Raw genomic sequence first — 23,518 nt, forward strand, 5'->3', positions numbered from 1 at the left:
GGGGGGCTCGCCGAGAGCCCCCCGTCGTCCCCGGACCCCCTCAGACCACTGATGAAGACACGACCCTGAAAGAGGGATTGACGAACAGTGCTCGACGTCAACTTCTTCGACGAGCTGCGGATCGGCCTGGCGACCGCGGACGACATCCGAACCTGGTCCCACGGCGAGGTCAAGAAGCCGGAGACCATCAACTACCGCACCCTGAAGCCCGAAAAGGACGGACTCTTCTGCGAGAAGATCTTCGGTCCGACCCGGGACTGGGAGTGCTACTGCGGCAAGTACAAGCGTGTCCGCTTCAAGGGCATCATCTGTGAGCGCTGTGGCGTCGAGGTCACCCGCGCCAAGGTGCGCCGTGAGCGGATGGGCCACATCGAGCTGGCCGCTCCCGTCACCCACATCTGGTACTTCAAGGGCGTCCCGTCGCGTCTGGGCTACCTGCTCGACCTCGCCCCGAAGGACCTCGAGAAGGTCATCTACTTCGCCGCCTACATGATCACGTGGGTGGACGACGAGCGCCGCACGCGCGACCTGCCCTCGCTGGAGGCCCACGTCTCCGTCGAGCGCCAGCAGATCGAGCAGCGCCGCGACGCCGACCTCGAGGCCCGCGCCAAGAAGCTCGAGGCCGACCTGGCCGAGCTCGAGGCCGAGGGTGCCAAGGCCGACGTGCGCCGCAAGGTGCGCGAGGGCGCCGAGCGCGAGATGAAGCAGCTGCGCGACCGCGCGCAGCGCGAGATCGACCGTCTCGACGAGGTCTGGAACCGCTTCAAGAACCTCAAGGTCCAGGACCTCGAGGGCGACGAGCTGCTCTACCGCGAGCTGCGCGACCGCTTCGGCACCTACTTCATGGGTGCGATGGGCGCCGCCGCGCTGCAGAAGCGCCTGGAGTCCTTCGACCTCGACGAGGAGGCCGAGCGCCTCCGCGAGATCATCCGCACCGGCAAGGGCCAGAAGAAGACCCGCGCGCTCAAGCGCCTCAAGGTCGTCTCCGCCTTCCTGCAGACCCGCAACAGCCCCAGCGGCATGGTGCTGGACTGCATCCCCGTGATCCCGCCGGACCTGCGTCCGATGGTGCAGCTGGACGGTGGCCGCTTCGCGACCTCCGACCTGAACGACCTGTACCGCCGTGTGATCAACCGCAACAACCGCCTCAAGCGTCTCCTTGACCTCGGTGCCCCCGAGATCATCGTGAACAACGAGAAGCGGATGCTGCAGGAGGCCGTCGACGCGCTGTTCGACAACGGCCGCCGCGGTCGCCCGGTCACCGGTCCCGGTAACCGCCCGCTGAAGTCCCTCAGCGACATGCTGAAGGGCAAGCAGGGTCGATTCCGTCAGAACCTGCTCGGTAAGCGAGTCGACTACTCGGCCCGTTCCGTCATCGTCGTCGGTCCGCAGCTGAAGCTGCACCAGTGCGGTCTGCCCAAGGCCATGGCGCTGGAGCTCTTCAAGCCGTTCGTGATGAAGCGCCTGGTCGACCTGAACCACGCGCAGAACATCAAGTCGGCCAAGCGCATGGTCGAGCGCGGCCGCACCGTCGTGTACGACGTCCTCGAAGAGGTCATCGCCGAGCACCCGGTGCTGCTGAACCGTGCGCCCACGCTGCACCGCCTCGGCATCCAGGCCTTCGAGCCGCAGCTGGTCGAGGGCAAGGCCATCCAGATCCACCCGCTCGTCTGCACCGCGTTCAACGCGGACTTCGACGGTGACCAGATGGCCGTCCACCTGCCGCTCTCCGCGGAGGCGCAGGCCGAGGCCCGCATCCTGATGCTGTCCTCGAACAACATCCTCAAGCCGGCCGACGGCCGTCCGGTCACCATGCCGACCCAGGACATGGTGCTGGGCCTGTTCTTCCTCACCACCGACGAGGAAGAGCGCAAGGTCATCGGTGAGGGCCGGTCCTTCGGCTCGGTCGCCGAGGCGATCATGGCGTTCGACGCCCGTGAGCTCTCGCTCCAGGCGAAGGTCGACATCCGCTTCCCGATCGGCACCGTTCCCCCGCGCGGCTGGGTTCCCCCGGTCGCCGAGGAGGGCGAGCCGGAGTGGCAGCAGGGCGACAGCTTCCGCCTGCGCACCACCCTGGGCCGCGCGCTCTTCAACGAGCTGCTGCCCGAGGACTACCCGTTCGTCGACTACTCGGTGGGCAAGAAGCAGCTCTCCGAGATCGTCAACGACCTGGCCGAGCGCTACCCCAAGGTCATCGTGGCGGCGACGCTCGACAACCTGAAGGCGGCCGGCTTCCACTGGGCCACCCGTTCCGGCGTCACCGTCGCCGTCTCCGACATCGTCGTGCCGGAGGCCAAGAAGGAGATCGTCAAGGGCTACGAGGCCCAGGACGAGAAGGTCCAGAAGCAGTACGAGCGCGGTCTGATCACCAAGGACGAGCGCACGCAGGAGCTCATCGCGATCTGGACCAAGGCGACCAACGAGGTCGCCGAGGCGATGAACGCGAACTTCCCCAAGACGAACCCCATCTTCATGATGGTTGACTCGGGTGCCCGAGGAAACATGATGCAGATGCGGCAGATCGCCGGTATGCGTGGTCTGGTGTCGAACGCGAAGAACGAGACCATTCCGCGACCCATTAAGGCGTCGTTCCGTGAGGGTCTCTCCGTGCTGGAGTACTTCATCTCCACCCACGGTGCCCGTAAGGGTCTCGCGGACACCGCTCTCCGTACCGCCGACTCGGGTTACCTGACCCGTCGTCTCGTGGACGTCTCGCAGGACGTCATCATCCGCGAGGAGGACTGCGGCACCGAGCGCGGCCTCAAGCTGCAGATCGCGTCCCGTGGTGCCGACGGCGTGCTGCGCAAGGCCGACGACGTCGAGACCAGCGTCTACGCCCGCATGCTGGCCGAGGACGTCGTCATCGACGGCAAGGTCATCGCGCCGGCCAACGTCGACCTCGGTGACGTGCTCATCGACCAGCTCGTCGCCAACGGCGTCGAGACGGTCAAGACCCGCTCGGTCCTCACCTGTGAGTCCGCGGTCGGCACCTGTGCCTTCTGCTACGGCCGCTCGCTGGCGACCGGCAAGCTGGTGGACATCGGTGAGGCGGTCGGCATCATCGCCGCCCAGTCCATCGGTGAGCCCGGTACCCAGCTGACGATGCGTACCTTCCACACCGGTGGTGTGGCCGGTGACGACATCACCCAGGGTCTGCCCCGTGTCGTCGAGCTCTTCGAGGCCCGTACGCCCAAGGGTGTCGCCCCGATCTCCGAGGCCGCCGGCCGCGTGCGGATCGAGGAGACCGAGAAGACCAAGAAGATCGTCGTCACCCCGGACGACGGCTCCGAGGAGACCGCCTACGCGATCTCCAAGCGTGCCCGTCTGCTGGTCAGCGAGGGCGAGCACGTCGAGGTGGGCCAGAAGCTCACCGTGGGTGCCACCAACCCGCACGACGTGCTGCGCATCCTGGGCCAGCGCGCGGTCCAGGTCCACCTGGTCGGCGAAGTCCAGAAGGTCTACAACTCGCAGGGCGTGTCGATCCACGACAAGCACATCGAGATCATCATCCGGCAGATGCTGCGCCGCGTGACGATCATCGAGTCCGGCGACGCGGAGCTGCTGCCGGGTGAGCTCGTGGAGCGCTCGCGCTTCGAGGGCGAGAACCGTCGTGTGGTCACCGAGGGCGGTCACCCCGCCTCCGGCCGTCCGCAGCTGATGGGTATCACCAAGGCCTCGCTGGCGACGGAGTCCTGGCTGTCGGCCGCCTCCTTCCAGGAGACGACCCGAGTCCTGACGGATGCGGCGATCAACGCCAAGTCCGACAGCCTCATCGGCCTCAAGGAGAACGTCATCATCGGTAAGCTCATCCCGGCCGGTACGGGCCTGTCCCGTTACCGCAACATCCGGGTGGAGCCCACCGAGGAGGCCAAGGCCGCGATGTACTCGGCCGTCGGTTACGACGACATCGACTACTCGCCCTTCGGCACCGGCTCCGGCCAGGCGGTCCCGCTGGAGGACTACGACTACGGTCCGTACAACCAGTAAGTCGCAAGCGGTACGTCCACAGGGCGGTCACCCCACCGGGGTGGCCGCCCTGCGGCGTACCGGGGGAGGGCCGGCCGCGTGATTTCACCCATACGCGCGACAGCAACCGCCCGTCGCCCCGGCAAAACGTGACATATGCAGCACATCGGGGTGTCCTCCGCGTGTGCATTTGTTTTGACCGCAGCCCATGCGCTAGGTAGGCTCTGACCTTGTGCCTGGGGTGTCCCTGGGCTCTCGTGCGTGCCCACAGTCCGTGCGGGAGACCGGACCTCTCGGATCTTCTCGGTCCGAAGCGGTCGAAGACACCGAATTCTGCGCCCTTTCCAGCATCGGCAGGGGTCTGCAGCCTTCGACACGCCCGACCGCGTGGGTCGGCGGGTTCCCAGGTTAGTTTTATCGAGATCACAGAAACCGGAGAAACGGTGCCTACGATCCAGCAGCTGGTCCGAAAGGGCCGGCAGGACAAGGTCGAGAAGAACAAGACGCCCGCACTCGAGGGTTCGCCCCAGCGCCGCGGCGTCTGCACGCGTGTTTTCACCACCACCCCGAAGAAGCCGAACTCGGCGCTCCGTAAGGTCGCGCGTGTGCGTCTGACCTCCGGCATCGAGGTCACCGCTTACATTCCGGGTGAGGGCCACAACCTGCAGGAGCACTCGATCGTGCTCGTCCGCGGTGGCCGTGTGAAGGACCTTCCGGGTGTTCGCTACAAGATCATCCGCGGTTCCCTCGACACGCAGGGCGTCAAGAACCGTAAGCAGGCTCGCAGCCGCTACGGCGCCAAGAAGGAGAAGTAAGAATGCCTCGTAAGGGCCCCGCCCCGAAGCGCCCGGTCATCATCGACCCGGTTTACGGCTCCCCTCTGGTGACGTCGCTGATCAACAAGATCCTCCTGCACGGCAAGCGCTCCACCGCCGAGCGCATCGTGTACGGCGCCATGGAGGGTCTGCGCGAGAAGACCGGTAACGACCCGGTCATCACCCTCAAGCGCGCTCTCGAGAACGTCAAGCCGGCTCTCGAGGTCAAGTCCCGCCGTGTCGGTGGCGCCACCTACCAGGTGCCGGTCGAGGTCCGTCCGGGCCGCGCCTCCACCCTGGCGCTGCGCTGGCTGGTCGGTTACTCCCGCGCCCGTCGCGAGAAGACCATGACCGAGCGCCTCATGAACGAGCTGCTGGACGCCTCGAACGGTCTCGGCGCCTCGGTCAAGAAGCGTGAGGACACGCACAAGATGGCCGAGTCCAACAAGGCCTTCGCGCACTACCGCTGGTAGTCGCTACCCCCATCGAGAACCGAGAGAAGACTGAGCCATATGGCCACCACTTCGCTTGACCTGGCCAAGGTCCGCAACATCGGGATCATGGCCCACATCGACGCGGGCAAGACGACCACCACCGAGCGGATCCTGTTCTACACCGGTGTTTCGTACAAGATCGGTGAGGTCCACGACGGCGCTGCCACGATGGACTGGATGGAGCAGGAGCAGGAGCGTGGCATCACGATCACGTCTGCTGCCACCACCTGCCACTGGCCGCTCGACAACGTCGACCACACCATCAACATCATCGACACCCCGGGTCACGTCGACTTCACCGTCGAGGTGGAGCGCTCCCTGCGCGTGCTCGACGGTGCCGTGACGGTGTTCGACGGCGTTGCCGGTGTCGAGCCCCAGTCCGAGACCGTTTGGCGTCAGGCGGACCGCTACGGCGTGCCGCGCATCTGCTTCGTCAACAAGCTGGACCGTACGGGTGCCGAGTTCCACCGCTGCGTCGACATGATCGTCGACCGCCTGGGCGCGGTTCCGCTGGTCATGCAGCTGCCGATCGGCACCGAGGCCGACTTCAAGGGCGTGGTCGACCTCGTCCAGATGAAGGCTCTGGTCTGGTCCGCCGAGGCCGCCAAGGGCGAGATGTACGACGTCGTCGACATCCCGGACACCCACATCGAGGCTGCCGAGGAATGGCGCGGCAAGCTCCTCGAGGGCGTTGCCGAGAACGACGAAGAGATGATGGAGCTCTTCCTCGAGGGCCAGGAGCCCACCGAGGAGCAGCTGATCGCGGCCATCCGCCGCATCACGCTCGCGTCGAAGGGCGGCGGCGACTCCGTCACCGTCACCCCGGTGTTCTGTGGTACCGCGTTCAAGAACAAGGGCGTTCAGCCCCTGCTCGACGCCGTGGTCCGCTACCTCCCGTCGCCGCTGGACATCGAGGCCGTTGAGGGCCACGCGGTCAACAACGCCGACGAGGTCGTGAAGCGCAAGCCGTCCGACGAAGAGCCCTTCGCCGGCCTTGCCTTCAAGATCATGAGCGACCCGCACCTCGGCAAGCTCACCTTCGTCCGGGTTTACTCGGGCCGCATGACGGCGGGCACCCAGGTGCAGAACTCCGTCAAGGGCAAGAAGGAGCGCATCGGCAAGATCTACCGGATGCACGCGAACAAGCGTGAGGAGATCGAGTCGGTGGGTGCCGGTGACATCGTCGCCGTCATGGGTCTGAAGCAGACCACCACCGGTGAGACCCTCTGCGACTCCGCGAACCCGGTGATCCTCGAGTCGATGGACTTCCCGGCCCCGGTCATCCAGGTCGCCATCGAGCCCAAGTCCAAGGGCGACCAGGAGAAGCTCGGCGTCGCGATCCAGCGTCTCGCCGAGGAGGACCCGTCCTTCCAGGTCCACACGGACGAGGAGACGGGCCAGACCATCATCGCGGGTATGGGCGAGCTGCACCTCGACGTGCTGGTCGACCGTATGAAGCGTGAGTTCAAGGTCGAGGCCAACGTCGGCAAGCCGCAGGTCGCGTACCGCGAGACGATCCGCAAGGCCGTCGAGCGCATCGACTACACGCACAAGAAGCAGACTGGTGGTTCCGGCCAGTTCGCCAAGGTGCAGATGGCGATCGAGCCCCTCGAGGGCGACGGCTACGAGTTCGAGAACAAGGTCACCGGTGGCCGCATCCCGCGGGAGTACATCCCGTCCGTGGACGCGGGTTGCCAGGAGGCCATGGAGTTCGGTGTTCTGGCCGGCTACCCGCTGACCGGCGTCAAGGTGACGCTGCTCGACGGTGCCTTCCACGACGTCGACTCCTCCGAGCTCGCGTTCAAGATCGCCGGTTCCATGGCGTTCAAGGAGGGTGCTCGCAAGGCGTCCCCGGCTCTGCTCGAGCCGATGATGTCCGTCGAGGTCACCACCCCCGAGGACTACATGGGTGATGTCATCGGTGACATCAACTCCCGCCGTGGCCAGATCCAGGCCATGGAGGACCGTCACGGCGCCAAGCTCGTCAAGGGCCTGGTTCCGCTGTCGGAGATGTTCGGCTACGTCGGAGACCTCCGCAGCAAGACTTCGGGTCGCGCAAGCTACTCGATGCAGTTCGACTCCTACGCCGAGGTTCCGCGGAACGTCGCCGAGGAGATCATCGCGAAGGCCAAGGGCGAGTAATCAGCTCCGTCTCCACAGACGAAGCTCACGCTTTAGGCTTGACACCGACTGTCGGGGCATACCACCGCAAACCGTGGCGGTGTGCCCCGGCGGACGGCACCCCAGCAAAGATCCCTGGCGCCGACCCAATCCAGGCGTACAGAACCACTCCCCAGGAGGACCCCAGTGGCGAAGGCGAAGTTCGAGCGGACTAAGCCGCACGTCAACATCGGCACCATCGGTCACGTCGACCACGGTAAGACCACTCTTACCGCGGCGATCACCAAGGTGCTGCACGACGCGTACCCGGACCTGAACCCCTTCACGCCTTTCGACGAGATCGACAAGGCCCCGGAGGAGCGTCAGCGCGGTATCACCATCTCGATCGCGCACGTCGAGTACCAGACCGAGTCGCGTCACTACGCCCACGTTGACTGCCCGGGTCACGCGGACTACATCAAGAACATGATCACCGGTGCCGCCCAGATGGACGGCGCGATCCTCGTGGTCGCCGCGACCGACGGTCCGATGCCGCAGACCAAGGAGCACGTGCTCCTGGCCCGCCAGTCCGGCGTTCCGTACATCGTTGTCGCCCTGAACAAGGCCGACATGGTGGACGACGAGGAGATCCTGGAGCTCGTCGAGCTCGAGGTCCGTGAGCTCCTCAACGAGTACGAGTTCGACGGCGACAACGCGCCGGTCGTCCAGGTCTCGGCGCTCAAGGCGCTCGAGGGCGACGCCGAGTGGGGCGAGAAGCTCCTCGGCCTGATGAAGGCCGTCGACGAGAACATCCCGCAGCCCGAGCGTGACGTCGACAAGCCGTTCCTGATGCCGATCGAGGACGTCTTCACGATCACCGGTCGTGGCACCGTCGTCACCGGTCGTATCGAGCGTGGTGTCCTCAAGGTCAACGAGACCGTCGACATCATCGGCATCAAGACCGAGAAGACCACCACCACGGTCACCGGCATCGAGATGTTCCGCAAGCTGCTCGACGAGGGCCAGGCCGGTGAGAACGTCGGTCTGCTCCTCCGTGGCATCAAGCGCGAGGACGTCGAGCGCGGCCAGTGCATCATCAAGCCGGGTTCGGTCACCCCGCACACCGAGTTCGAGGCCACGGCGTACATCCTGTCGAAGGACGAGGGTGGCCGTCACACCCCGTTCTTCAACAACTACCGTCCGCAGTTCTACTTCCGTACGACTGACGTGACCGGTGTCGTGACCCTCGCCGAGGGCACCGAGATGGTCATGCCCGGCGACAACGCCGAGATGTCCGTCTCCCTGATCCAGCCCGTCGCGATGGAGGAGGGCCTGCGCTTCACCATCCGTGAGGGCGGCCGCACCGTCGGCGCCGGCCAGGTCACCAAGATCAACAAGTAAGTCCTCTTACTTGAAGGTCTGAGAAGGCCCCGCACATCCTCGGATGTGCGGGGCCTTCTCGCATGCGCCCTTGACGGCGGAATCAGCTGTACGGGTGAACGCCGTACGGCCGCATCAGGTGTGCGGGAGCTCCGGGCGCCAGATCCACGGCCGGGCGTCGGGGCTCATCCCCGCGACGCACAGCTGGTGGCCGGCGTCCGTGGTCAGCGCGGAGGTGCCCACGGGCACGAGCTTCGCGTCGGAGCGCACGGGCTCGGAGTCGCCGGAGGCGTCGGTGAGCTGTATCTCGCCGTTCACCGCCCGCCCGAGCACCATCACCGCGTCCTGGCCGCCGCGGACGGCCAGGGGGTGTGCGGCGAGCGGCCCGTAGCCCGCGAAGTCCTGCAGCTCCGTGGTGCGGACGTCCTCGGAGCCCGGCGCGAAGGTGTGGACCGCCGGCTCGACGGCCGCGGGGGAGCGGTAGACGAGGGTCAGGACGCCCTCGGGTCCCAGGGCCGCACCGGGCAGGCCGCCCGGCTGCGGCAGGCCCTTCAGGGGCGCGTAGCGGACCGGCTTGCCGGGCTCCTCCTGGGTCCAGTGGTGGACGGTGTCCCGGCCCGTGCCGAAGACGTGGACGCGCCCGTCCCCGTCCAGGACCGCGGTGAGCCCGTCCTGGATCTCCTGTCCGTGCAGGCTCTGCCACTTCCCCCAGGTGCCGTCGGCCTCGCGCACCCGGCCGGAGACGCCCTTGCCGGCGTTGCGGACGAAGAGGTGCACGCGCCCGTCGGGGGCGGCGACGGCGGCCGGCATGCCGACGCGGCGGCCGCGCTCGGGCTGGTGCTCGGGGTTGCCGAGGCCCGTCCAGGCCTTGAAGGGGCCGCCGGGGGAGCGCTGCTCCAGGACGACGATCTCGCGGGTGTCGGGGCGGCCCTGCCCGGCGAGGGCGGAGAACCGCAGGGCGAACACCAGCCGGCGGCCCTCGGAGTCCTGCACGGTCGCCAGGGCGGGCGCGAGGGGCCCGCCGCCGAGGTTCTGCGGCTCGCTCCAGCGGCCGCTGCCGGGGGAGGTCTCCTGCCAGCGCACGGCCTGCGTGCCCAGCACGCCGAAGGCCTCCAGGCGGCCGGCCTTGTCGGTGCCGAGGGCGGTGGTGGGGCCCTGGTAGCGGTAGTGGGTGGAGCGGATCCAGCCCTTGCGGTTGGTCATCGGCCGGTCGCCGCCCTGGCCGTAGTCGCCGCAGCCGGCCGGGTTGCCGCACTCCCACGCGGGGTCGCCGCCGTACGCCTCGACCAGGCGGTGCTTCTGGTCGATGACCTCGGGCGGGAGGTTGTGGGGCCAGCGCTGGTTGTAGTAGCCGCGGAAGGACGTGGTCACGAAGCGGGGCGGGTGGCCCTCGCGCTTGGTGGTGTCGGCCACCCACTGGGAGAGCGCCTTCCAGGTGAAGAGCGCGGTCGGGGTGTGGTCGCGGTGGTCGGAGCAGGCCCCGTAGTCGTTGTCCTTGGGGTGGGTGGCGTCGTGGACCTGGTAGTCGGGGTCCGGGTCCATGGTGTGCACCACGGTCGGCCGGAACCGCTCCATGATCGCGGCGAGGGTGTCCACCAGCGTGCCGTGCCGGTAGGTGCTGGAGGAGGTGCACGGCGAGCCGGTGGCGACCAGGGACTGCATCTCGCCCTCGGGCCGCTCCCACAGCAGGGGCAGCCGCATCTCGCCGGCCGAGAGCATGGCGATGTTGAGGAAGATCAGCTGGGCCTTGCGGCTGCCGTTGGCGAGCTCGTTGCTCTCGGCCTTGACGCCGCCGCCCAGGTCCAGGACCGACTTCTTCCAGGCCGTGAACCGGTCCAGGCCGATCATCTCGGCGTACGCCTGGCGCAGGCCCTGGTGGCGCGCCGAGGAGTAGGCCGCCTTGTCGGGCCTGGTCTTGGGCATGCCCTCGATCCAGTTCTGCCCCACGGCCTCACCGGCCGTGACGTAGACCGACACGACGGGGACGCCGGCCCGCACGATGTGCTCGGCGTCGGGGTTCATGAAGTAGAGATCGTCGTCCGGGTGCGCCATGACCTGCAGCAACAGGGAGTTCCCGGCGTTGGTGAAGGACTGGGTGGCGCTGGGGTCCACAGCTCTTATGGGGGTGGGGGAGGCCTTGGACTTCTTGCCGCCCCCTCCGCTGCACCCCGCCGCGAGGGCCGCCGTGGCGGCGGCCAGGCCGGCGAGCGCGGTCCGGCGGGATATCACCATGTGCTGTGAGATGTTCAACTACATGACTCCGTCCCGTTGTGCAGCGCGCAGTCCCCTGCTGCCCCGGCGTGATAGGGGACGACGGGGGGAGCGCGGCGGTTGCCCGGGGCCGCGGCAAACCCCGGCAAAGTGCGGATCTCCCGGCGTCCCGGCGGGTGCCCGGCAGGCGTGTGGCGGGTGACCTGAGGGACCCGAGCGGCGGTCGAGGTGTAAGAGCCATAGTGTCCCGTATGTCGGCGAGGTGGTTTGACAACTGAGCCGGTCGGGGTACCGTCTTCGGCCACGATTGGCGCGTCTTCGCGCACGTATGGCACACTGTTCAGGTTGCTCGGTTGAGTGCCGATGCTGCGCGCCTCCCGCCGGGAGGACTGGAAGCGAGTCCCGCAGTACTCGTCACCTCTTATCAGAGGTGGAAGTACGGGAATCTTCCGGGAAGTGTCAGCGGGGCCCCAGCCAGGCGCTCGGTGGGTGTCTTTCCCCCACAACCCCCTTCACCAGGGAATTTCCTTAGGGAAATCTGCTGGAAGGGGCGCGACACGCCCGACCGCGTGGGTCGGAGGTGGAGTGAGGAAGGGCGGCGTACGGAAGCGATTCCGGGCGCAGCCGGCCGAGTCCCAGAGCGTTACGAGAGACAGGACTACGAAGTAGCCATGGCGGGACAGAAGATCCGCATCCGGCTCAAGGCCTACGACCACGAGGTCATCGACTCCTCGGCGAAGAAGATCGTCGAGACGGTGACCCGCACTGGTGCGTCGGTCGCAGGCCCGGTGCCGCTGCCCACTGAGAAGAACGTGTACTGCGTCATCAAGTCGCCGCACAAGTACAAGGACTCGCGCGAGCACTTCGAGATGCGCACGCACAAGCGCCTCATCGACATCCTCGACCCCACGCCGAAGACGGTTGACTCGCTCATGCGTCTCGACCTGCCGGCGGGCGTCGACATCGAGATCAAGCTCTGAGGTGACGCGCGAGATGGCTAAGCAGATCAAGGGCGTCCTGGGCGAGAAGCTCGGCATGACGCAGGTCTGGGACGAGAACAACCGTGTCGTCCCGGTCACCGTCGTCAAGGCCGGCCCCTGCGTCGTGACGCAGGTCCGTACCAACGACGCCGACGGCTACGAGTCGGTCCAGATCGCCTTCGGCGAGATCGACCCGCGCAAGGTGAACAAGCCCCTCAAGGGCCACTTCGCCAAGGCCGACGTGACCCCCCGCCGCCACCTGGTGGAGCTCCGCACCTCCGACGCCGCCGAGTACACCCTCGGCCAGGAGATCACCGCGGACGTGTTCGAGGCCGGCGTCAAGGTTGACGTCACCGGCAAGAGCAAGGGCAAGGGCTTCGCCGGTGTCATGAAGCGCCACAACTTCCGTGGCCTCGGCGCCGGGCACGGCACCCAGCGCAAGCACCGCTCCCCCGGTTCCATCGGTGGCTGCGCCACCCCGGGCCGTGTGTTCAAGGGCCTCCGCATGGCGGGCCGCATGGGCAACGAGCGGGTCACCACCCAGAACCTGACCGTCCACGCCGTTGACGCGGAGAAGGGCCTGCTCCTGATCAAGGGCGCGGTTCCTGGTCCGAACGGCGGCCTCGTCCTGGTCCGTACCGCGGCCAAGGGGGCCTGAGGTAACCGATGAGCACCATTGACATCCTTTCGCCGGCAGGCGACAAGGCCGGGACCGTCGAGCTCCCCGCGGAGATCTTCGACGCGAAGGTCAGCGTTCCGCTGATCCACCAGGTCGTCGTCGCGCAGCTGGCCGCTGCCCGTCAGGGCACGCACAAGACCAAGACCCGTGGCGAGGTCCGCGGCGGTGGCAAGAAGCCGTACCGCCAGAAGGGCACCGGTCGCGCCCGTCAGGGTTCGACCCGCGCGCCGCAGTTCGCCGGTGGTGGCGTCGTGCACGGTCCCGTGCCGCGTGACTACTCGCAGCGCACCCCGAAGAAGATGAAGGCCGCCGCCCTGCGCGGTGCCCTCTCGGACCGCGCGCGTCACTCCCGCATCCACGTCGTCTCCGACGTGGTCGAGGGTGCGGCGTCCACCAAGGCCGCGAAGAGCCTGTTCGGCAAGATCAGCGAGCGGAAGAACCTGCTCCTGGTCGTCGAGCGCTCCAACGAGGCCGCGTGGCTGTCCGCCCGCAACCTGCCCCAGGTTCACATCCTGGAGCCGGGCCAGCTGAACACGTACGACGTGCTCGTCTCCGACGACGTGGTCTTCACCCAGGCCGCCTTCGAGTCCTTCGTGTCTGGCCCCAAGGCCGTTGAGACCGAAGGGAGCGAGGCCTGATGACTGAGGCCGTCGTCACCAGCAAGACGTTCTCGGACCCGCGCGACCTCCTGGTCAAGCCGGTTGTCTCCGAGAAGAGCTACGCGCTGCTGGACGAGAACAAGTACACGTTCATCGTCGACCCGCGCGCCAACAAGACCCAGATCAAGCAGGCCGTCGAGGCGGTCTTCTCGGTCAAGGTCACCGGGGTCAACACGATCAACCGTCAGGGTAAGCGCAAGCGCACCAAGACCGGTTTCGGCAAGCGCGCCAACACCAAGCGCGCCATCGTGACCCTCGCCGAGGGCGACCGTATCGACATCTTCGGCGGCCCGGTCTCCTAACGGAGTCCGAGTCGTCCGGAATCGGACGAGGACTGAGAAATGGGTATCCGCAAGTACAAGCCGACGACCCCGGGCCGTCGTGGCTCCAGCGTCGCCGACTTTGTCGAGATCACGCGGTCCACGCCGGAGAAGTCGCTGGTCCGCCCGCTGCACAGCAAGGGCGGCCGTAACAACGCCGGTCGTGTGACCGTTCGCCACCAGGGCGGTGGCCACAAGCGCGCCTACCGCGTGATCGACTTCCGTCGTCACGACAAGGACGGCGTGCCGGCCAAGGTCGCTCACATCGAGTACGACCCGAACCGCACCGCGCGCATCGCGCTGCTGCACTACGCAGACGGCGAGAAGCGCTACATCATCGCCCCGGCCAAGCTGAACCAGGGCGACCGGATTGAGAACGGCCCCGGCGCCGACATCAAGCCCGGCAACAACCTCCCGCTCCGCAACATCCCGGTCGGTACCACGATCCACGCGATCGAGCTCCGTCCCGGTGGCGGCGCCAAGTTCGCCCGCTCTGCCGGTTCCTCCGTGCAGCTGCTGGCGAAGGAGGGCCAGTACGCCCACCTGCGTATGCCGTCGGGCGAGGTCCGCCTGGTCGACGTCCGCTGCCGCGCCACCGTCGGCGAGGTCGGCAACGCCGAGCAGTCGAACATCAACTGGGGCAAGGCCGGCCGCATGCGCTGGAAGGGCGTCCGCCCGACCGTCCGCGGTGTCGCGATGAACCCGGTTGACCACCCGCACGGTGGTGGTGAGGGCAAGACCTCCGGTGGTCGCCACCCGGTCTCCCCGTGGGGTCAGAAGGAGGGTCGTACTCGTTCTCCCAAGAAGGCGAGCAACAAGTACATCGTCCGCCGCCGCAAGACGAACAAGAAGCGCTAGGAGCGGGTTTAGATGCCGCGTAGTCTCAAGAAGGGGCCCTTCGTCGACGACCACCTGATCAAGAAGGTGGACGCCCAGAACGAAGCTGGCACCAAGAACGTCATCAAGACCTGGTCCCGTCGCTCCATGATCGTGCCGGCCATGCTCGGCCACACGCTCGCGGTGCACAACGGCAAGACGCACGTCCCGGTGTTCGTCACCGAGTCGATGGTCGGCCACAAGCTCGGCGAGTTCTCGCCGACCCGCACCTTCCGCGGCCACGTCAAGGACGACCGCAAGTCGAAGCGCCGCTAAGCGGGGTGCGAACGACTATGACTGACACCGAAGGGACAACCATGGAAGCCAGGGCCCAGGCGCGGTACATCCGCGTCACGCCCATGAAGGCCCGCCGCGTGGTGGACCTCATCCGTGGCATGGACGCCACGGAGGCTCAGGCGGTCCTGCGTTTCGCCCCGCAGGCCGCGAGCGTGCCGGTGGGCAAGGTGCTGGACAGCGCCATTGCCAACGCCGCGCACAACTACGACCACACGGACGCTTCGTCGCTGTACATCAGCGAGGCGTTCGTGGACGAGGGCCCGACCCTGAAGCGGTTCCGTCCGCGTGCCCAGGGCCGTGCCTACCGGATCCGCAAGCGGACCAGCCACATCACCGTGGTCGTCAGCAGCAAGGAAGGAACCCGGTAATGGGCCAGAAGGTTAACCCGCACGGGTTCCGGCTCGGCATCACCACGGACTTCAAGTCCCGTTGGTACGCCGACAAGCTGTACAAGGACTACGTCAAGGAAGACGTTGCCATTCGTCGCATGATGACGAAGGGCATGGAGCGCGCCGGTATCTCGAAGGTTGAGATCGAGCGCACCCGCGACCGCGTCCGCGTTGACATCCACACCGCCCGCCCGGGCATCGTCATCGGCCGCCGTGGCGCCGAGGCCGACCGCATCCGTGGCGAGCTGGAGAAGCTGACCGGCAAGCAGGTCCAGCTGAACATCCTCGAGGTCAAGAACCCCGAGGTCGACGCTCAGCTGGTGGCCCAGGCCGTCGCCGAGCAGCTGTCCTCCCGCGTCTCCTTCCGTCGCGCCATGCGCAAGAGCATGCAGTCGACGATGAAGGCCGGCGCCAAGGGCATCAAGATCCAGTGCGGCGGTCGTCTCGGCGGCGCCGAGATGTCCCGCTCGGAGTTCTACCGCGAGGGCCGTGTGCCCCTGCACACGCTCCGCGCGAACGTCGACTACGGCTTCTTCGAGGCCAAGACCACCTTCGGCCGCATCGGCGTGAAGGTCTGGATCTACAAGGGCGACGTCAAGAACATCGCCGAGGTCCGCGCCGAGAACGCCGCTGCGCGTGCGGGCAACCGCCCGTCCCGTGGCGCCGGCGAGCGCCCGGCCCGTGGTGGCCGTGGCGGCGAGCGTGGCGGCCGCGGCCGCAAGCCGCAGCAGAACGCCGCTGCCGAGGCCCCCAAGGCCGAGGTCGCTGCCGCTGCTCCGGCTGAGTCCACCGGAACGGAGGCCTGACCGACATGCTGATCCCTCGCAGGGTCAAGCACCGCAAGCAGCACCACCCCAAGCGGAACGGCATGGCCAAGGGTGGCACCGAGCTCGCCTTCGGTGAGTACGGCATCCAGGCCCTGACCCCGGCCTACGTGACGAACCGTCAGATCGAGTCCGCTCGTATCGCCATGACGCGTCACATCAAGCGTGGCGGCAAGGTGTGGATCAACATCTACCCGGACCGTCCGCTGACCAAGAAGCCGGCCGAAACCCGCATGGGTTCCGGTAAGGGTTCTCCGGAGTGGTGGATCGCGAACGTCAAGCCCGGTCGGGTGATGTTCGAGCTGTCTTTCCCGAACGAAAAGGTTGCTCGTGAGGCGCTGACCCGCGCCGCTCACAAGCTTCCGATGAAGTGCCGCATTGTTCGGCGCGAGGCAGGTGAGTCGTGATGGCCGCTGGTATCAAGGCGACCGAGCTGCGTGAGCTGAACGACGAGGACCTCGTCGCGAAGCTCCGTGAGGCCAAGGAAGAGCTGTTCAACCTCCGCTTCCAGGCGGCGACCGGGCAGCTTGAGAACCACGGTCGGCTCAAGTCCGTCCGTAAGGACATCGCCCGGATCTACACCCTGATGCGCGAGCGTGAGCTGGGCATCGAGACGGTGGAGAGCGCCTGATGAGCGAGAAGAATGTGACTGAGACGAACGAGCGCGGTTTCCGCAAGACCCGTGAGGGTCTCGTCGTCAGCGACAAGATGGACAAGACCGTCGTCGTCGCCGTCGAGGACCGCGTCAAGCACGCGCTGTACGGCAAGGTCATCCGCCGTACGAACAAGCTCAAGGCGCACGACGAGCAGAACGCTGCCGGTGTCGGCGACCGCGTCCTCCTGATGGAGACCCGGCCGCTGTCCGCCACCAAGCGCTGGCGCGTCGTCGAGATCCTCGAGAAGGCCAAGTAATTTCTGAGGGAATCTCCCTCAGATAAGTTCCGCCAGGCTCGGCAGGGGCTCTTCGGAGCCCCTGCCGGGAACCGGCAGACGATCAGGAGATAGACGTGATCCAGCAGGAGTCGCGACTTCGGGTCGCCGACAACACTGGTGCCAAGGAGATCCTTTGCATCCGTGTTCTCGGTGGCTCGGGTCGCCGCTACGCGGGCATCGGTGACGTCATCGTCGCCACCGTCAAGGACGCGATCCCCGGCGGCAACGTGAAGAAGGGTGACGTCGTCAAGGCTGTCATCGTTCGCACCGTCAAGGAGCGCCGCCGTCCGGACGGCTCGTACATCCGTTTCGACGAGAACGCCGCTGTCGTTCTCAAGAACGACGGTGACCCCCGCGGCACCCGTATCTTCGGCCCCGTGGGCCGAGAGCTGCGCGAGAAGAAGTTCATGAAGATCGTCTCGCTCGCGCCGGAGGTGCTGTAACCGATGAAGATCAAGAAGGGCGACCTGGTCCAGGTCATCACCGGTAAGGACAAGGGCAAGCAGGGCAAGGTCATTCAGGCCTTCCCGGCTGAGGACCGTGTTCTCGTCGAGGGTGTCAACCGGGTCAAGAAGCACACCAAGGCCGGCCAGACCGCCCGTGGTTCCAAGACCGGTGGCATTGTCACGACCGAGGCCCCGATCCACGTGAGCAACGTTCAGCTCATCGTGGAGAAGGACGGCAAGAAGGTCGTCACCCGCGTCGGTTACCGCTTCGACGACAACGGCAACAAGATCCGCGTTGCCAAGCGCACCGGTGAGGACATCTGATGACTGCCACCACCAACGCGCCGCGTCTCAAGCTGCGCTACCGCGAAGAGATCGTCGGCAAGCTGCGTGAGGAGTTCTCCTACGAGAACGTCATGCAGGTTCCCGGCCTCACCAAGATCGTGGTCAACATGGGTGTGGGCGACGCCGCCCGCGACTCCAAGCTGATCGAGGGCGCCATCCGCGACCTCACCACGATCACGGGCCAGAAGCCCGCCGTCACCAAGGCTCGCAAGTCCATCGCGCAGTTCAAGCTGCGTGAGGGCCAGCCGATCGGCGCCCACGTCACCCTCCGTGGTGACCGCATGTGGGAGTTCCTGGACCGCACCCTGTCGCTCGCGCTCCCGCGCATCCGCGACTTCCGTGGTCTGTCCCCGAAGCAGTTCGACGGTCGGGGCAACTACACCTTCGGTCTCACGGAGCAGGTCATGTTCCACGAGATCGACCAGGACAAGATCGACCGCGTCCGGGGTATGGACATCACCGTGGTGACCACGGCGACCAACGACGACGAGGGCCGCGCCCTCCTTCGTCACCTCGGCTTCCCGTTCAAGGAGGCGTAAGCGAGATGGCGAAGAAGTCTCTGATTGCCAAGGCTGCTCGCAAGCCCAAGTTCGGTGTGCGTGCGTACACCCGCTGCCAGCGCTGCGGCCGCCCGCACTCCGTGTACCGCAAGTTCGGCCTCTGCCGCGTGTGCCTTCGTGAGATGGCTCACCGTGGCGAGCTGCCGGGCGTGACCAAGAGCTCCTGGTAACAACCCACTTGGGTTGACCAGGGCTCTCGGTAAGCATCAAGGACGGCGGTCGCCCGACCCGATCTTCTCCGGTGAGCTTCGCGCTCGCGTAGAGTTGAAGGGTTGGGTGCCCGCCGCCCATGACCGTCTTACTACGCCGTAGGTCCCCGCGCCGCACCCGCCCCGACCCTGTTCGGGGAGAGGGATGGCGCAGATAGGAAACCACGGCGAGAGAGGCCGAAGGCCAAACATGACCATGACCGATCCGATCGCAGACATGCTGACCCGTCTGCGGAACGCGAACTCGGCTTACCACGACTCCGTGGCCATGCCCCACAGCAAGATCAAGGCGCACATCGCCGAGATCCTGCAGCAGGAGGGCTACATCGCCGGCTGGAAGGTCGAGGACGCCGAGGTCGGCAAGAGCCTCGTCATCGACCTGAAGTTCGGTCCGAACCGCGAGCGCTCGATCGCCGGGATCAAGCGCATCTCGAAGCCGGGCCTGCGTGTCTACGCAAAGTCCACCAACCTGCCGAAGGTCCTCGGCGGCCTGGGCGTGGCGATCATCTCCACGTCCCACGGTCTCCTGACCGGCCAGCAGGCCAGCAAGAAGGGCGTGGGTGGGGAAGTCCTCGCCTACGTCTGGTAACCAGGGAACGGAGGAATAGCCAATGTCGCGTATTGGACGGCTGCCCATCCAGGTTCCCGCTGGTGTGGACGTCACCATCGATGGCCGTACGGTGCACGTGAAGGGCCCCAAGGGTTCCCTCACGCACGCCGTTGCCGCGCCCATCGAGATCGCTAAGGCCGAGGACGGCACCCTTGTCGTCTCGCGTCCGAACGACGAGCGTCAGAACAAGGCCCTGCACGGCCTGTCCCGCACGCTGGTGGCGAACATGATCACCGGCGTGACCGCGGGCTACAGCAAGGCTCTTGAGATCAGCGGTGTCGGTTACCGCGTCCAGGCGAAGGGCTCCAACCTGGAGTTCTCCCTGGGCTACAGCCACCCGATTCTGATCGAGGCCCCCGAGGGCATCACCTTCAAGGTCGAGTCCCCCACCAAGCTCAGCGTCGAGGGCATCGACAAGCAGAAGGTCGGCGAGGTTGCCGCCAACATCCGCAAGCTTCGCAAGCCCGACCCCTACAAGGCCAAGGGCGTGAAGTACGCGGGCGAGGTCATCCGCCGCAAGGTCGGAAAGGCTGGTAAGTAAGCCATGGCATACGGTGTGAAGATCGCCAAGGGCGATGCTTACAAGCGCGCCGCCAAGCAGCGCCGCCACATCCGCATCCGCAAGAACATGTCGGGTACGGCCGAGCGTCCGCGCCTGGTCGTGACGCGCTCCAACCGTGGCATCACCGCCCAGGTGATCGACGACATCAAGGGTCACACCCTGGCGTCGGCGTCGCACCTGGACGCGTCGATCCGCGGTGGCGAGGGCGACAAGAGCGCCCAGGCCACGAAGGTGGGCGCCCTGGTCGCCGAGCGCGCCAAGGCCGCCGGCGTCGAGGCCGTCGTGTTCGACCGCGGTGGCAACCAGTACGCCGGGCGCATTGCCGCTCTGGCGGACGCCGCCCGCGAAGCCGGGCTGAAGTTCTAAGCCCCGGTTCCGGAGCTAGCGGACGTAACAGAGAGAGGTAAATCCAATGGCTGGACCCCAGCGCCGCGGAAGCGGTGCCGGTGGCGGCGAGCGGCGGGACCGGAAGGGTCGCGACGGTGGCGCTGCCGCCGAGAAGACCGCGTACGTTGAGCGCGTAGTCGCGATCAACCGCGTCGCCAAGGTTGTCAAGGGTGGTCGTCGCTTCAGCTTCACCGCGCTCGTCGTGGTGGGTGACGGTGACGGCACCGTGGGTGTCGGTTACGGCAAGGCCAAGGAAGTTCCGGCTGCCATCGCCAAGGGCGTGGAAGAGGCCAAGAAGAACTTCTTCAAGGTCCCCCGTATCCAGGGCACCATCCCGCACCCGATCCAGGGCGAGAAGGCCGCGGGCGTCGTCCTGCTCAAGCCGGCTTCCCCCGGTACCGGTGTTATCGCCGGTGGCCCGGTGCGTGCCGTGCTCGAGTGCGCCGGCGTTCACGACATCCTGTCGAAGTCGCTCGGTTCTTCGAACCCGATCAACATCGTGCACGCCACGGTGACGGCCCTCCAGGGACTCTCCCGTCCCGAGGAGATCGCCGCCCGTCGTGGCCTGCCGCTGGAGGACGTTGCTCCCGCCGCTCTGCTGCGGGCGCGTGCAGGGGCGGGTGCGTAATGGCTCGCCTCAAGGTCACGCAGGTCAAGTCCTACATCGGTAGCAAGCAGAACCACCGCGACACCCTGCGTTCGCTTGGTCTCAAGAAGATCAACGACGTGGTTGTCAAGGAGGACCGTCCCGAGATCCGCGGCATGGTGCAGACCGTCCGCCACCTCGTGACGGTTGAGGAGGTCGACTGACATGGCGGAGCAGAACCCGCTGAAGGTCCACAACCTCCGTCCTGCCCCGGGCGCCAAGACCGCCAAGACCCGTGTCGGTCGTGGTGAGGCGTCCAAGGGTAAGACCGCAGGTCGTGGTACCAAGGGCACCAAGGCCCGTTACCAGGTTCCGCAGCGCTTCGAGGGTGGGCAGATGCCCCTCCACATGCGCCTGCCGAAGCTCAAGGGCTTCAAGAACCCGTTCCGCACCGAGTTCCAGGTCGTGAACCTGGACAAGCTGGCCGCGCTCTACCCGCAGGGTGGCGAGGTCACGGTGGCCGACCTGGTCGCCAAGGGTGCGGTTCGCAAGAACCAGCTCGTCAAGGTCCTGGGCCAGGGCGAGATCTCCGTGGCGCTGCAGGTTTCGGTTGACGCCGTCTCCGGCTCCGCCAAGGAGAAGATTGTCGCTGCCGGCGGCACCGTCACCGAGCTCGTCTGAGCTCGTTGAACTGACAACCGGGGATGTCCCAAAAGGGGCATCCCCGGTTGGTCGTTCCAAGGGGGGCACGGTCGCCGGTAAGGTGGCGTGCACTGTTAACCTCCGCGCGGCCTGTGTCCGCGCGGATTTTGACTGATAAGTATTCGTCGATCCTCAAGACCGTCACCTCTCGCGTGGCAACGTGAGAGGCGCAGGAGGCACCGTGCTCACCGCGTTCGCCCGGGCGTTCAAGACGCCCGACCTGCGCAAGAAGCTGCTGTTCACGCTGGGCATCATGGTGCTCTTCCGGCTCGGTGCTCATGTACCGGTGCCGGGAGTCGACTACCGCAATGTCCAGATGTGCATGGACCAGACCAAGAGTGGTCAGGGCCTCTTCGGCCTCGTGAACATGTTCAGTGGTGGCGCGCTGCTGCAGATCACGATCTTTGCGCTCGGGATCATGCCGTACATCACGGCGAGCATCATCCTGCAGCTCCTGACCGTCGTCATTCCACGGCTGGAAGCCCTCAAGAAGGAGGGGCAGTCGGGACAGGCAAAGATCACGCAGTACACGCGCTATCTGACCGTGGCTCTTGCGATCCTTCAGGGCACCGGTCTGGTCGCCACGGCCCGCAGCGGTGCCTTGTTCGGGGGCTGCACCGTCGGGAACCAGATCGTTCCCAACCAGTCGATCTTCACCACCGTCGTCATGGTCATCACCATGACCGCCGGTACCGCGCTGATCATGTGGCTCGGTGAGCTCATCACCGACCGCGGCATCGGCAACGGCATGTCGATCCTGATGTTCACCTCCATCGCCGCCGGCTTCCCGACCTCCCTGTGGGCCATCAAGCTCCAGGGCAACCTGATGGGCGGCTGGCTGGAGTTCTCGCTGGTCATCCTCTGCGGCCTGGCGATGGTCGCGCTCGTCGTCTTCGTCGAGCAGGCCCAGCGCCGGATCCCCGTGCAGTACGCCAAGCGCATGATCGGTCGCCGTTCCTACGGCGGCACGTCCACGTACATCCCGCTCAAGGTGAACCAGGCGGGCGTCATCCCCGTCATCTTCGCCTCGTCGCTGCTGTACATCCCGGCGCTGCTCGTGCAGTTCACCGGCTCCAAGGCGGGCTGGGCGAACTGGATCAACGCCAACCTGGTCAAGGGTGACCACCCGATCTACATGGCCACCTACTTCCTGCTGATCGTCTTCTTCGCCTTCTTCTACGTCGCCATCTCCTTCAACCCCGAAGAAGTTGCCGACAACATGAAGAAGTATGGTGGGTTCATCCCGGGTATCCGGGCGGGTCGTCCCACCGCGGAGTACCTGAGCTACGTGCTGAACCGCATCACGTGGCCGGGGTCTCTCTACCTGGGCATGATCGCCCTGGTGCCCACGGTGGCACTGGTCACACTCAACGCGAACCAGAACTTCCCGTTCGGGGGAACCAGCATCCTGATCATCGTGGGTGTCGGTCTGGAGACTGTGAAGCAGATCGAGAGCCAGCTTCAGCAGCGCAACTACGAAGGGTTCCTCCGCTGATGCGAATCGTCCTCGTCGGGCCGCCCGGCGCCGGCAAGGGTACGCAGGCCGCGTACCTCGCCAAGAACCTCGCGATCCCGCACATCTCGACGGGCGACCTCTTCCGGGCGAACATCAGCCAGGGCACGCCCCTGGGCCAGAAGGCCCAGGAGTACATGCGGGCCGGCCAGCTCGTGCCGGACGAGGTCACCATCGGGATGGCCAAGGACCGCATGTCGCAGCCGGACGCCGCCGACGGCTTCCTCCTCGACGGCTTCCCGCGCAACCTGGCCCAGGCCGAGGCGCTCGACGCGGCCCTCAAGGGCGACGGCCTCAAGCTGGACGCCGTCCTGGACCTGGAGGTCCCGGAGGACGAGGTCGTCAAGCGGATCGCCGGCCGCCGGATGTGCCGCAAGGACAGCAGCCACATCTTCCACGCGATCTACAACCCGCCGAAGACCGAGGGTGTGTGCGACACCTGCGGCGGTGAGCTGTACCAGCGCGAGGACGACCGCGAGGAGACCGTCCGCAAGCGGCTGGAGGTCTACCACACGGAGACCGAGCCGATCATCGACTACTACAAGGCCCAGGGCCTCGTGGTGACGATCTCGGCCCTCGGCAAGGTCGCCGAGGTGACCGAGCGGGCGATGGCCGCGCTGGAGCGCGAAGCCGCCTGACACGGCCCTTCCTACGGCCGCGGGGGGGGGGGGGGGG

General features: G+C 66.5%; 29 protein-coding genes. 28 read left to right on the plus strand and 1 reads right to left on the minus strand.

The features are described from left to right. The first annotated feature begins 87 nt into the window (after positions 1–87). From ACSNOG_RS16310 to tuf, 5 genes are all read left to right on the plus strand, one after another. Positions 88–3,987, plus strand: coding sequence for a DNA-directed RNA polymerase subunit beta' (locus ACSNOG_RS16310; protein WP_436753377.1), 3,900 nt, complete (start codon positions 88–90; stop codon positions 3,985–3,987). A gap of 422 nt (positions 3,988–4,409) precedes the next feature. Continuing rightward, positions 4,410–4,781 carry a 30S ribosomal protein S12 gene (gene rpsL / locus ACSNOG_RS16315; RefSeq protein ID WP_003948652.1) on the plus strand — a complete coding sequence of 124 codons (372 nt, stop codon included), beginning with the start codon at positions 4,410–4,412 and terminating at the stop codon, positions 4,779–4,781. 2 nt (positions 4,782–4,783) lie between these two features. After that, on the plus strand, positions 4,784–5,254 hold the full coding sequence (gene rpsG / locus ACSNOG_RS16320) for a 30S ribosomal protein S7 (protein WP_004950419.1): 471 nt from the start codon (positions 4,784–4,786) through the stop codon (positions 5,252–5,254). Positions 5,255–5,293: 39 nt separating this feature from the next. Next, entirely contained in the window at positions 5,294–7,417 is a 2,124-nt protein-coding gene (fusA, locus tag ACSNOG_RS16325) for an elongation factor G (RefSeq protein ID WP_436753378.1), read from the plus strand. A gap of 165 nt (positions 7,418–7,582) precedes the next feature. Further along, a complete protein-coding gene (gene tuf / locus ACSNOG_RS16330) occupies positions 7,583–8,776 on the plus strand; it encodes an elongation factor Tu (protein WP_436753379.1) in 1,194 nt (397 codons plus the stop codon). Between the two features lie 114 nt (positions 8,777–8,890). Here tuf and ACSNOG_RS16335 read toward each other — a convergent pair whose 3' ends face one another. After that, positions 8,891–11,005, minus strand: a complete 2,115-nt coding sequence (locus ACSNOG_RS16335) for a PIG-L family deacetylase (protein WP_436753380.1) — start codon at positions 11,003–11,005, stop codon at positions 8,891–8,893. Positions 11,006–11,637: 632 nt separating this feature from the next. Between ACSNOG_RS16335 and rpsJ the strand changes: the two genes are divergently transcribed. From rpsJ to ACSNOG_RS16450, 23 genes are all read left to right on the plus strand, one after another. Further along, entirely contained in the window at positions 11,638–11,946 is a 309-nt protein-coding gene (rpsJ, locus tag ACSNOG_RS16340; protein ID WP_003948644.1) for a 30S ribosomal protein S10, read from the plus strand. A gap of 13 nt (positions 11,947–11,959) precedes the next feature. Further along, positions 11,960–12,604, plus strand: a complete 645-nt coding sequence (gene rplC, locus ACSNOG_RS16345) for a 50S ribosomal protein L3 (protein WP_436753381.1) — start codon at positions 11,960–11,962, stop codon at positions 12,602–12,604. Positions 12,605–12,612: 8 nt separating this feature from the next. Further along, on the plus strand, positions 12,613–13,263 hold the full coding sequence (rplD, locus tag ACSNOG_RS16350) for a 50S ribosomal protein L4 (RefSeq protein WP_058046828.1): 651 nt from the start codon (positions 12,613–12,615) through the stop codon (positions 13,261–13,263). Further along, a complete protein-coding gene (rplW, locus tag ACSNOG_RS16355; protein WP_058046827.1) occupies positions 13,263–13,586 on the plus strand; it encodes a 50S ribosomal protein L23 in 324 nt (107 codons plus the stop codon). Before rplD ends, rplW begins: the two co-directional genes overlap by 1 nt. A 39-nt stretch (positions 13,587–13,625) precedes the next feature. Next, entirely contained in the window at positions 13,626–14,462 is an 837-nt protein-coding gene (gene rplB, locus ACSNOG_RS16360) for a 50S ribosomal protein L2 (protein ID WP_120756560.1), read from the plus strand. A 12-nt stretch (positions 14,463–14,474) separates the two neighbouring features. Then, positions 14,475–14,756 carry a 30S ribosomal protein S19 gene (gene rpsS / locus ACSNOG_RS16365; RefSeq protein ID WP_030368412.1) on the plus strand — a complete coding sequence of 94 codons (282 nt, stop codon included), beginning with the start codon at positions 14,475–14,477 and terminating at the stop codon, positions 14,754–14,756. 41 nt (positions 14,757–14,797) lie between these two features. Then, positions 14,798–15,145, plus strand: coding sequence for a 50S ribosomal protein L22 (gene rplV / locus ACSNOG_RS16370; protein WP_031012097.1), 348 nt, complete (start codon positions 14,798–14,800; stop codon positions 15,143–15,145). After that, complete coding sequence (gene rpsC / locus ACSNOG_RS16375) at positions 15,145–15,972, plus strand: 30S ribosomal protein S3 (protein ID WP_179081376.1); 828 nt, start codon at positions 15,145–15,147, stop codon at positions 15,970–15,972. The genes rplV and rpsC overlap by 1 nt, the downstream gene beginning before the upstream one ends. A gap of 5 nt (positions 15,973–15,977) precedes the next feature. Continuing rightward, a complete protein-coding gene (gene rplP / locus ACSNOG_RS16380) occupies positions 15,978–16,397 on the plus strand; it encodes a 50S ribosomal protein L16 (protein ID WP_106677952.1) in 420 nt (139 codons plus the stop codon). Further along, positions 16,397–16,621 (plus strand): 50S ribosomal protein L29, encoded by a 225-nt coding sequence (gene rpmC, locus ACSNOG_RS16385; protein WP_030368408.1) that lies wholly within the window; start codon positions 16,397–16,399, stop codon positions 16,619–16,621. Before rplP ends, rpmC begins: the two co-directional genes overlap by 1 nt. After that, the gene (gene rpsQ, locus ACSNOG_RS16390) at positions 16,621–16,902 is read left to right on the plus strand and encodes a 30S ribosomal protein S17 (protein ID WP_019888756.1); all 282 of its coding nucleotides are present in this window, start codon (positions 16,621–16,623) and stop codon (positions 16,900–16,902) included. Before rpmC ends, rpsQ begins: the two co-directional genes overlap by 1 nt. 95 nt (positions 16,903–16,997) lie before the next feature. Then, complete coding sequence (gene rplN / locus ACSNOG_RS16395; protein ID WP_099199421.1) at positions 16,998–17,366, plus strand: 50S ribosomal protein L14; 369 nt, start codon at positions 16,998–17,000, stop codon at positions 17,364–17,366. Positions 17,367–17,369: 3 nt separating this feature from the next. Beyond that, positions 17,370–17,693 (plus strand): 50S ribosomal protein L24, encoded by a 324-nt coding sequence (gene rplX, locus ACSNOG_RS16400; protein ID WP_058046823.1) that lies wholly within the window; start codon positions 17,370–17,372, stop codon positions 17,691–17,693. Continuing rightward, positions 17,693–18,253 (plus strand): 50S ribosomal protein L5, encoded by a 561-nt coding sequence (gene rplE / locus ACSNOG_RS16405; RefSeq protein ID WP_030368404.1) that lies wholly within the window; start codon positions 17,693–17,695, stop codon positions 18,251–18,253. The genes rplX and rplE overlap by 1 nt, the downstream gene beginning before the upstream one ends. Before the next feature lie 5 nt (positions 18,254–18,258). After that, on the plus strand, positions 18,259–18,444 hold the full coding sequence (locus tag ACSNOG_RS16410) for a type Z 30S ribosomal protein S14 (protein ID WP_030368403.1): 186 nt from the start codon (positions 18,259–18,261) through the stop codon (positions 18,442–18,444). Positions 18,445–18,673: 229 nt separating this feature from the next. Further along, positions 18,674–19,072 (plus strand): 30S ribosomal protein S8, encoded by a 399-nt coding sequence (gene rpsH / locus ACSNOG_RS16415; RefSeq protein WP_058046822.1) that lies wholly within the window; start codon positions 18,674–18,676, stop codon positions 19,070–19,072. Positions 19,073–19,094: 22 nt separating this feature from the next. Beyond that, positions 19,095–19,634 carry a 50S ribosomal protein L6 gene (gene rplF / locus ACSNOG_RS16420; RefSeq protein ID WP_030368401.1) on the plus strand — a complete coding sequence of 180 codons (540 nt, stop codon included), beginning with the start codon at positions 19,095–19,097 and terminating at the stop codon, positions 19,632–19,634. Between the two features lie 3 nt (positions 19,635–19,637). Next, positions 19,638–20,021: a 50S ribosomal protein L18 gene (gene rplR, locus ACSNOG_RS16425; RefSeq protein WP_058046821.1), complete on the plus strand. Its 384-nt coding sequence runs from the start codon at positions 19,638–19,640 to the stop codon at positions 20,019–20,021. Positions 20,022–20,067: 46 nt separating this feature from the next. After that, entirely contained in the window at positions 20,068–20,670 is a 603-nt protein-coding gene (rpsE, locus tag ACSNOG_RS16430) for a 30S ribosomal protein S5 (protein WP_030368399.1), read from the plus strand. Then, positions 20,670–20,852, plus strand: a complete 183-nt coding sequence (rpmD, locus tag ACSNOG_RS16435; RefSeq protein WP_058046820.1) for a 50S ribosomal protein L30 — start codon at positions 20,670–20,672, stop codon at positions 20,850–20,852. The genes rpsE and rpmD overlap by 1 nt, the downstream gene beginning before the upstream one ends. A 1-nt stretch (position 20,853) precedes the next feature. Then, positions 20,854–21,309 (plus strand): 50S ribosomal protein L15, encoded by a 456-nt coding sequence (rplO, locus tag ACSNOG_RS16440; protein WP_336003574.1) that lies wholly within the window; start codon positions 20,854–20,856, stop codon positions 21,307–21,309. A 202-nt stretch (positions 21,310–21,511) separates the two neighbouring features. Beyond that, the gene (secY, locus tag ACSNOG_RS16445; RefSeq protein ID WP_436753382.1) at positions 21,512–22,825 is read left to right on the plus strand and encodes a preprotein translocase subunit SecY; all 1,314 of its coding nucleotides are present in this window, start codon (positions 21,512–21,514) and stop codon (positions 22,823–22,825) included. Further along, entirely contained in the window at positions 22,825–23,481 is a 657-nt protein-coding gene (locus tag ACSNOG_RS16450) for an adenylate kinase (protein WP_436753383.1), read from the plus strand. Before secY ends, ACSNOG_RS16450 begins: the two co-directional genes overlap by 1 nt. Positions 23,482–23,518: the final 37 nt, after the last annotated feature.

It is taken from the genome of Streptomyces sp. URMC 124, from assembly GCF_051386455.1.
Classification (GTDB): domain Bacteria; phylum Actinomycetota; class Actinomycetes; order Streptomycetales; family Streptomycetaceae; genus Streptomyces.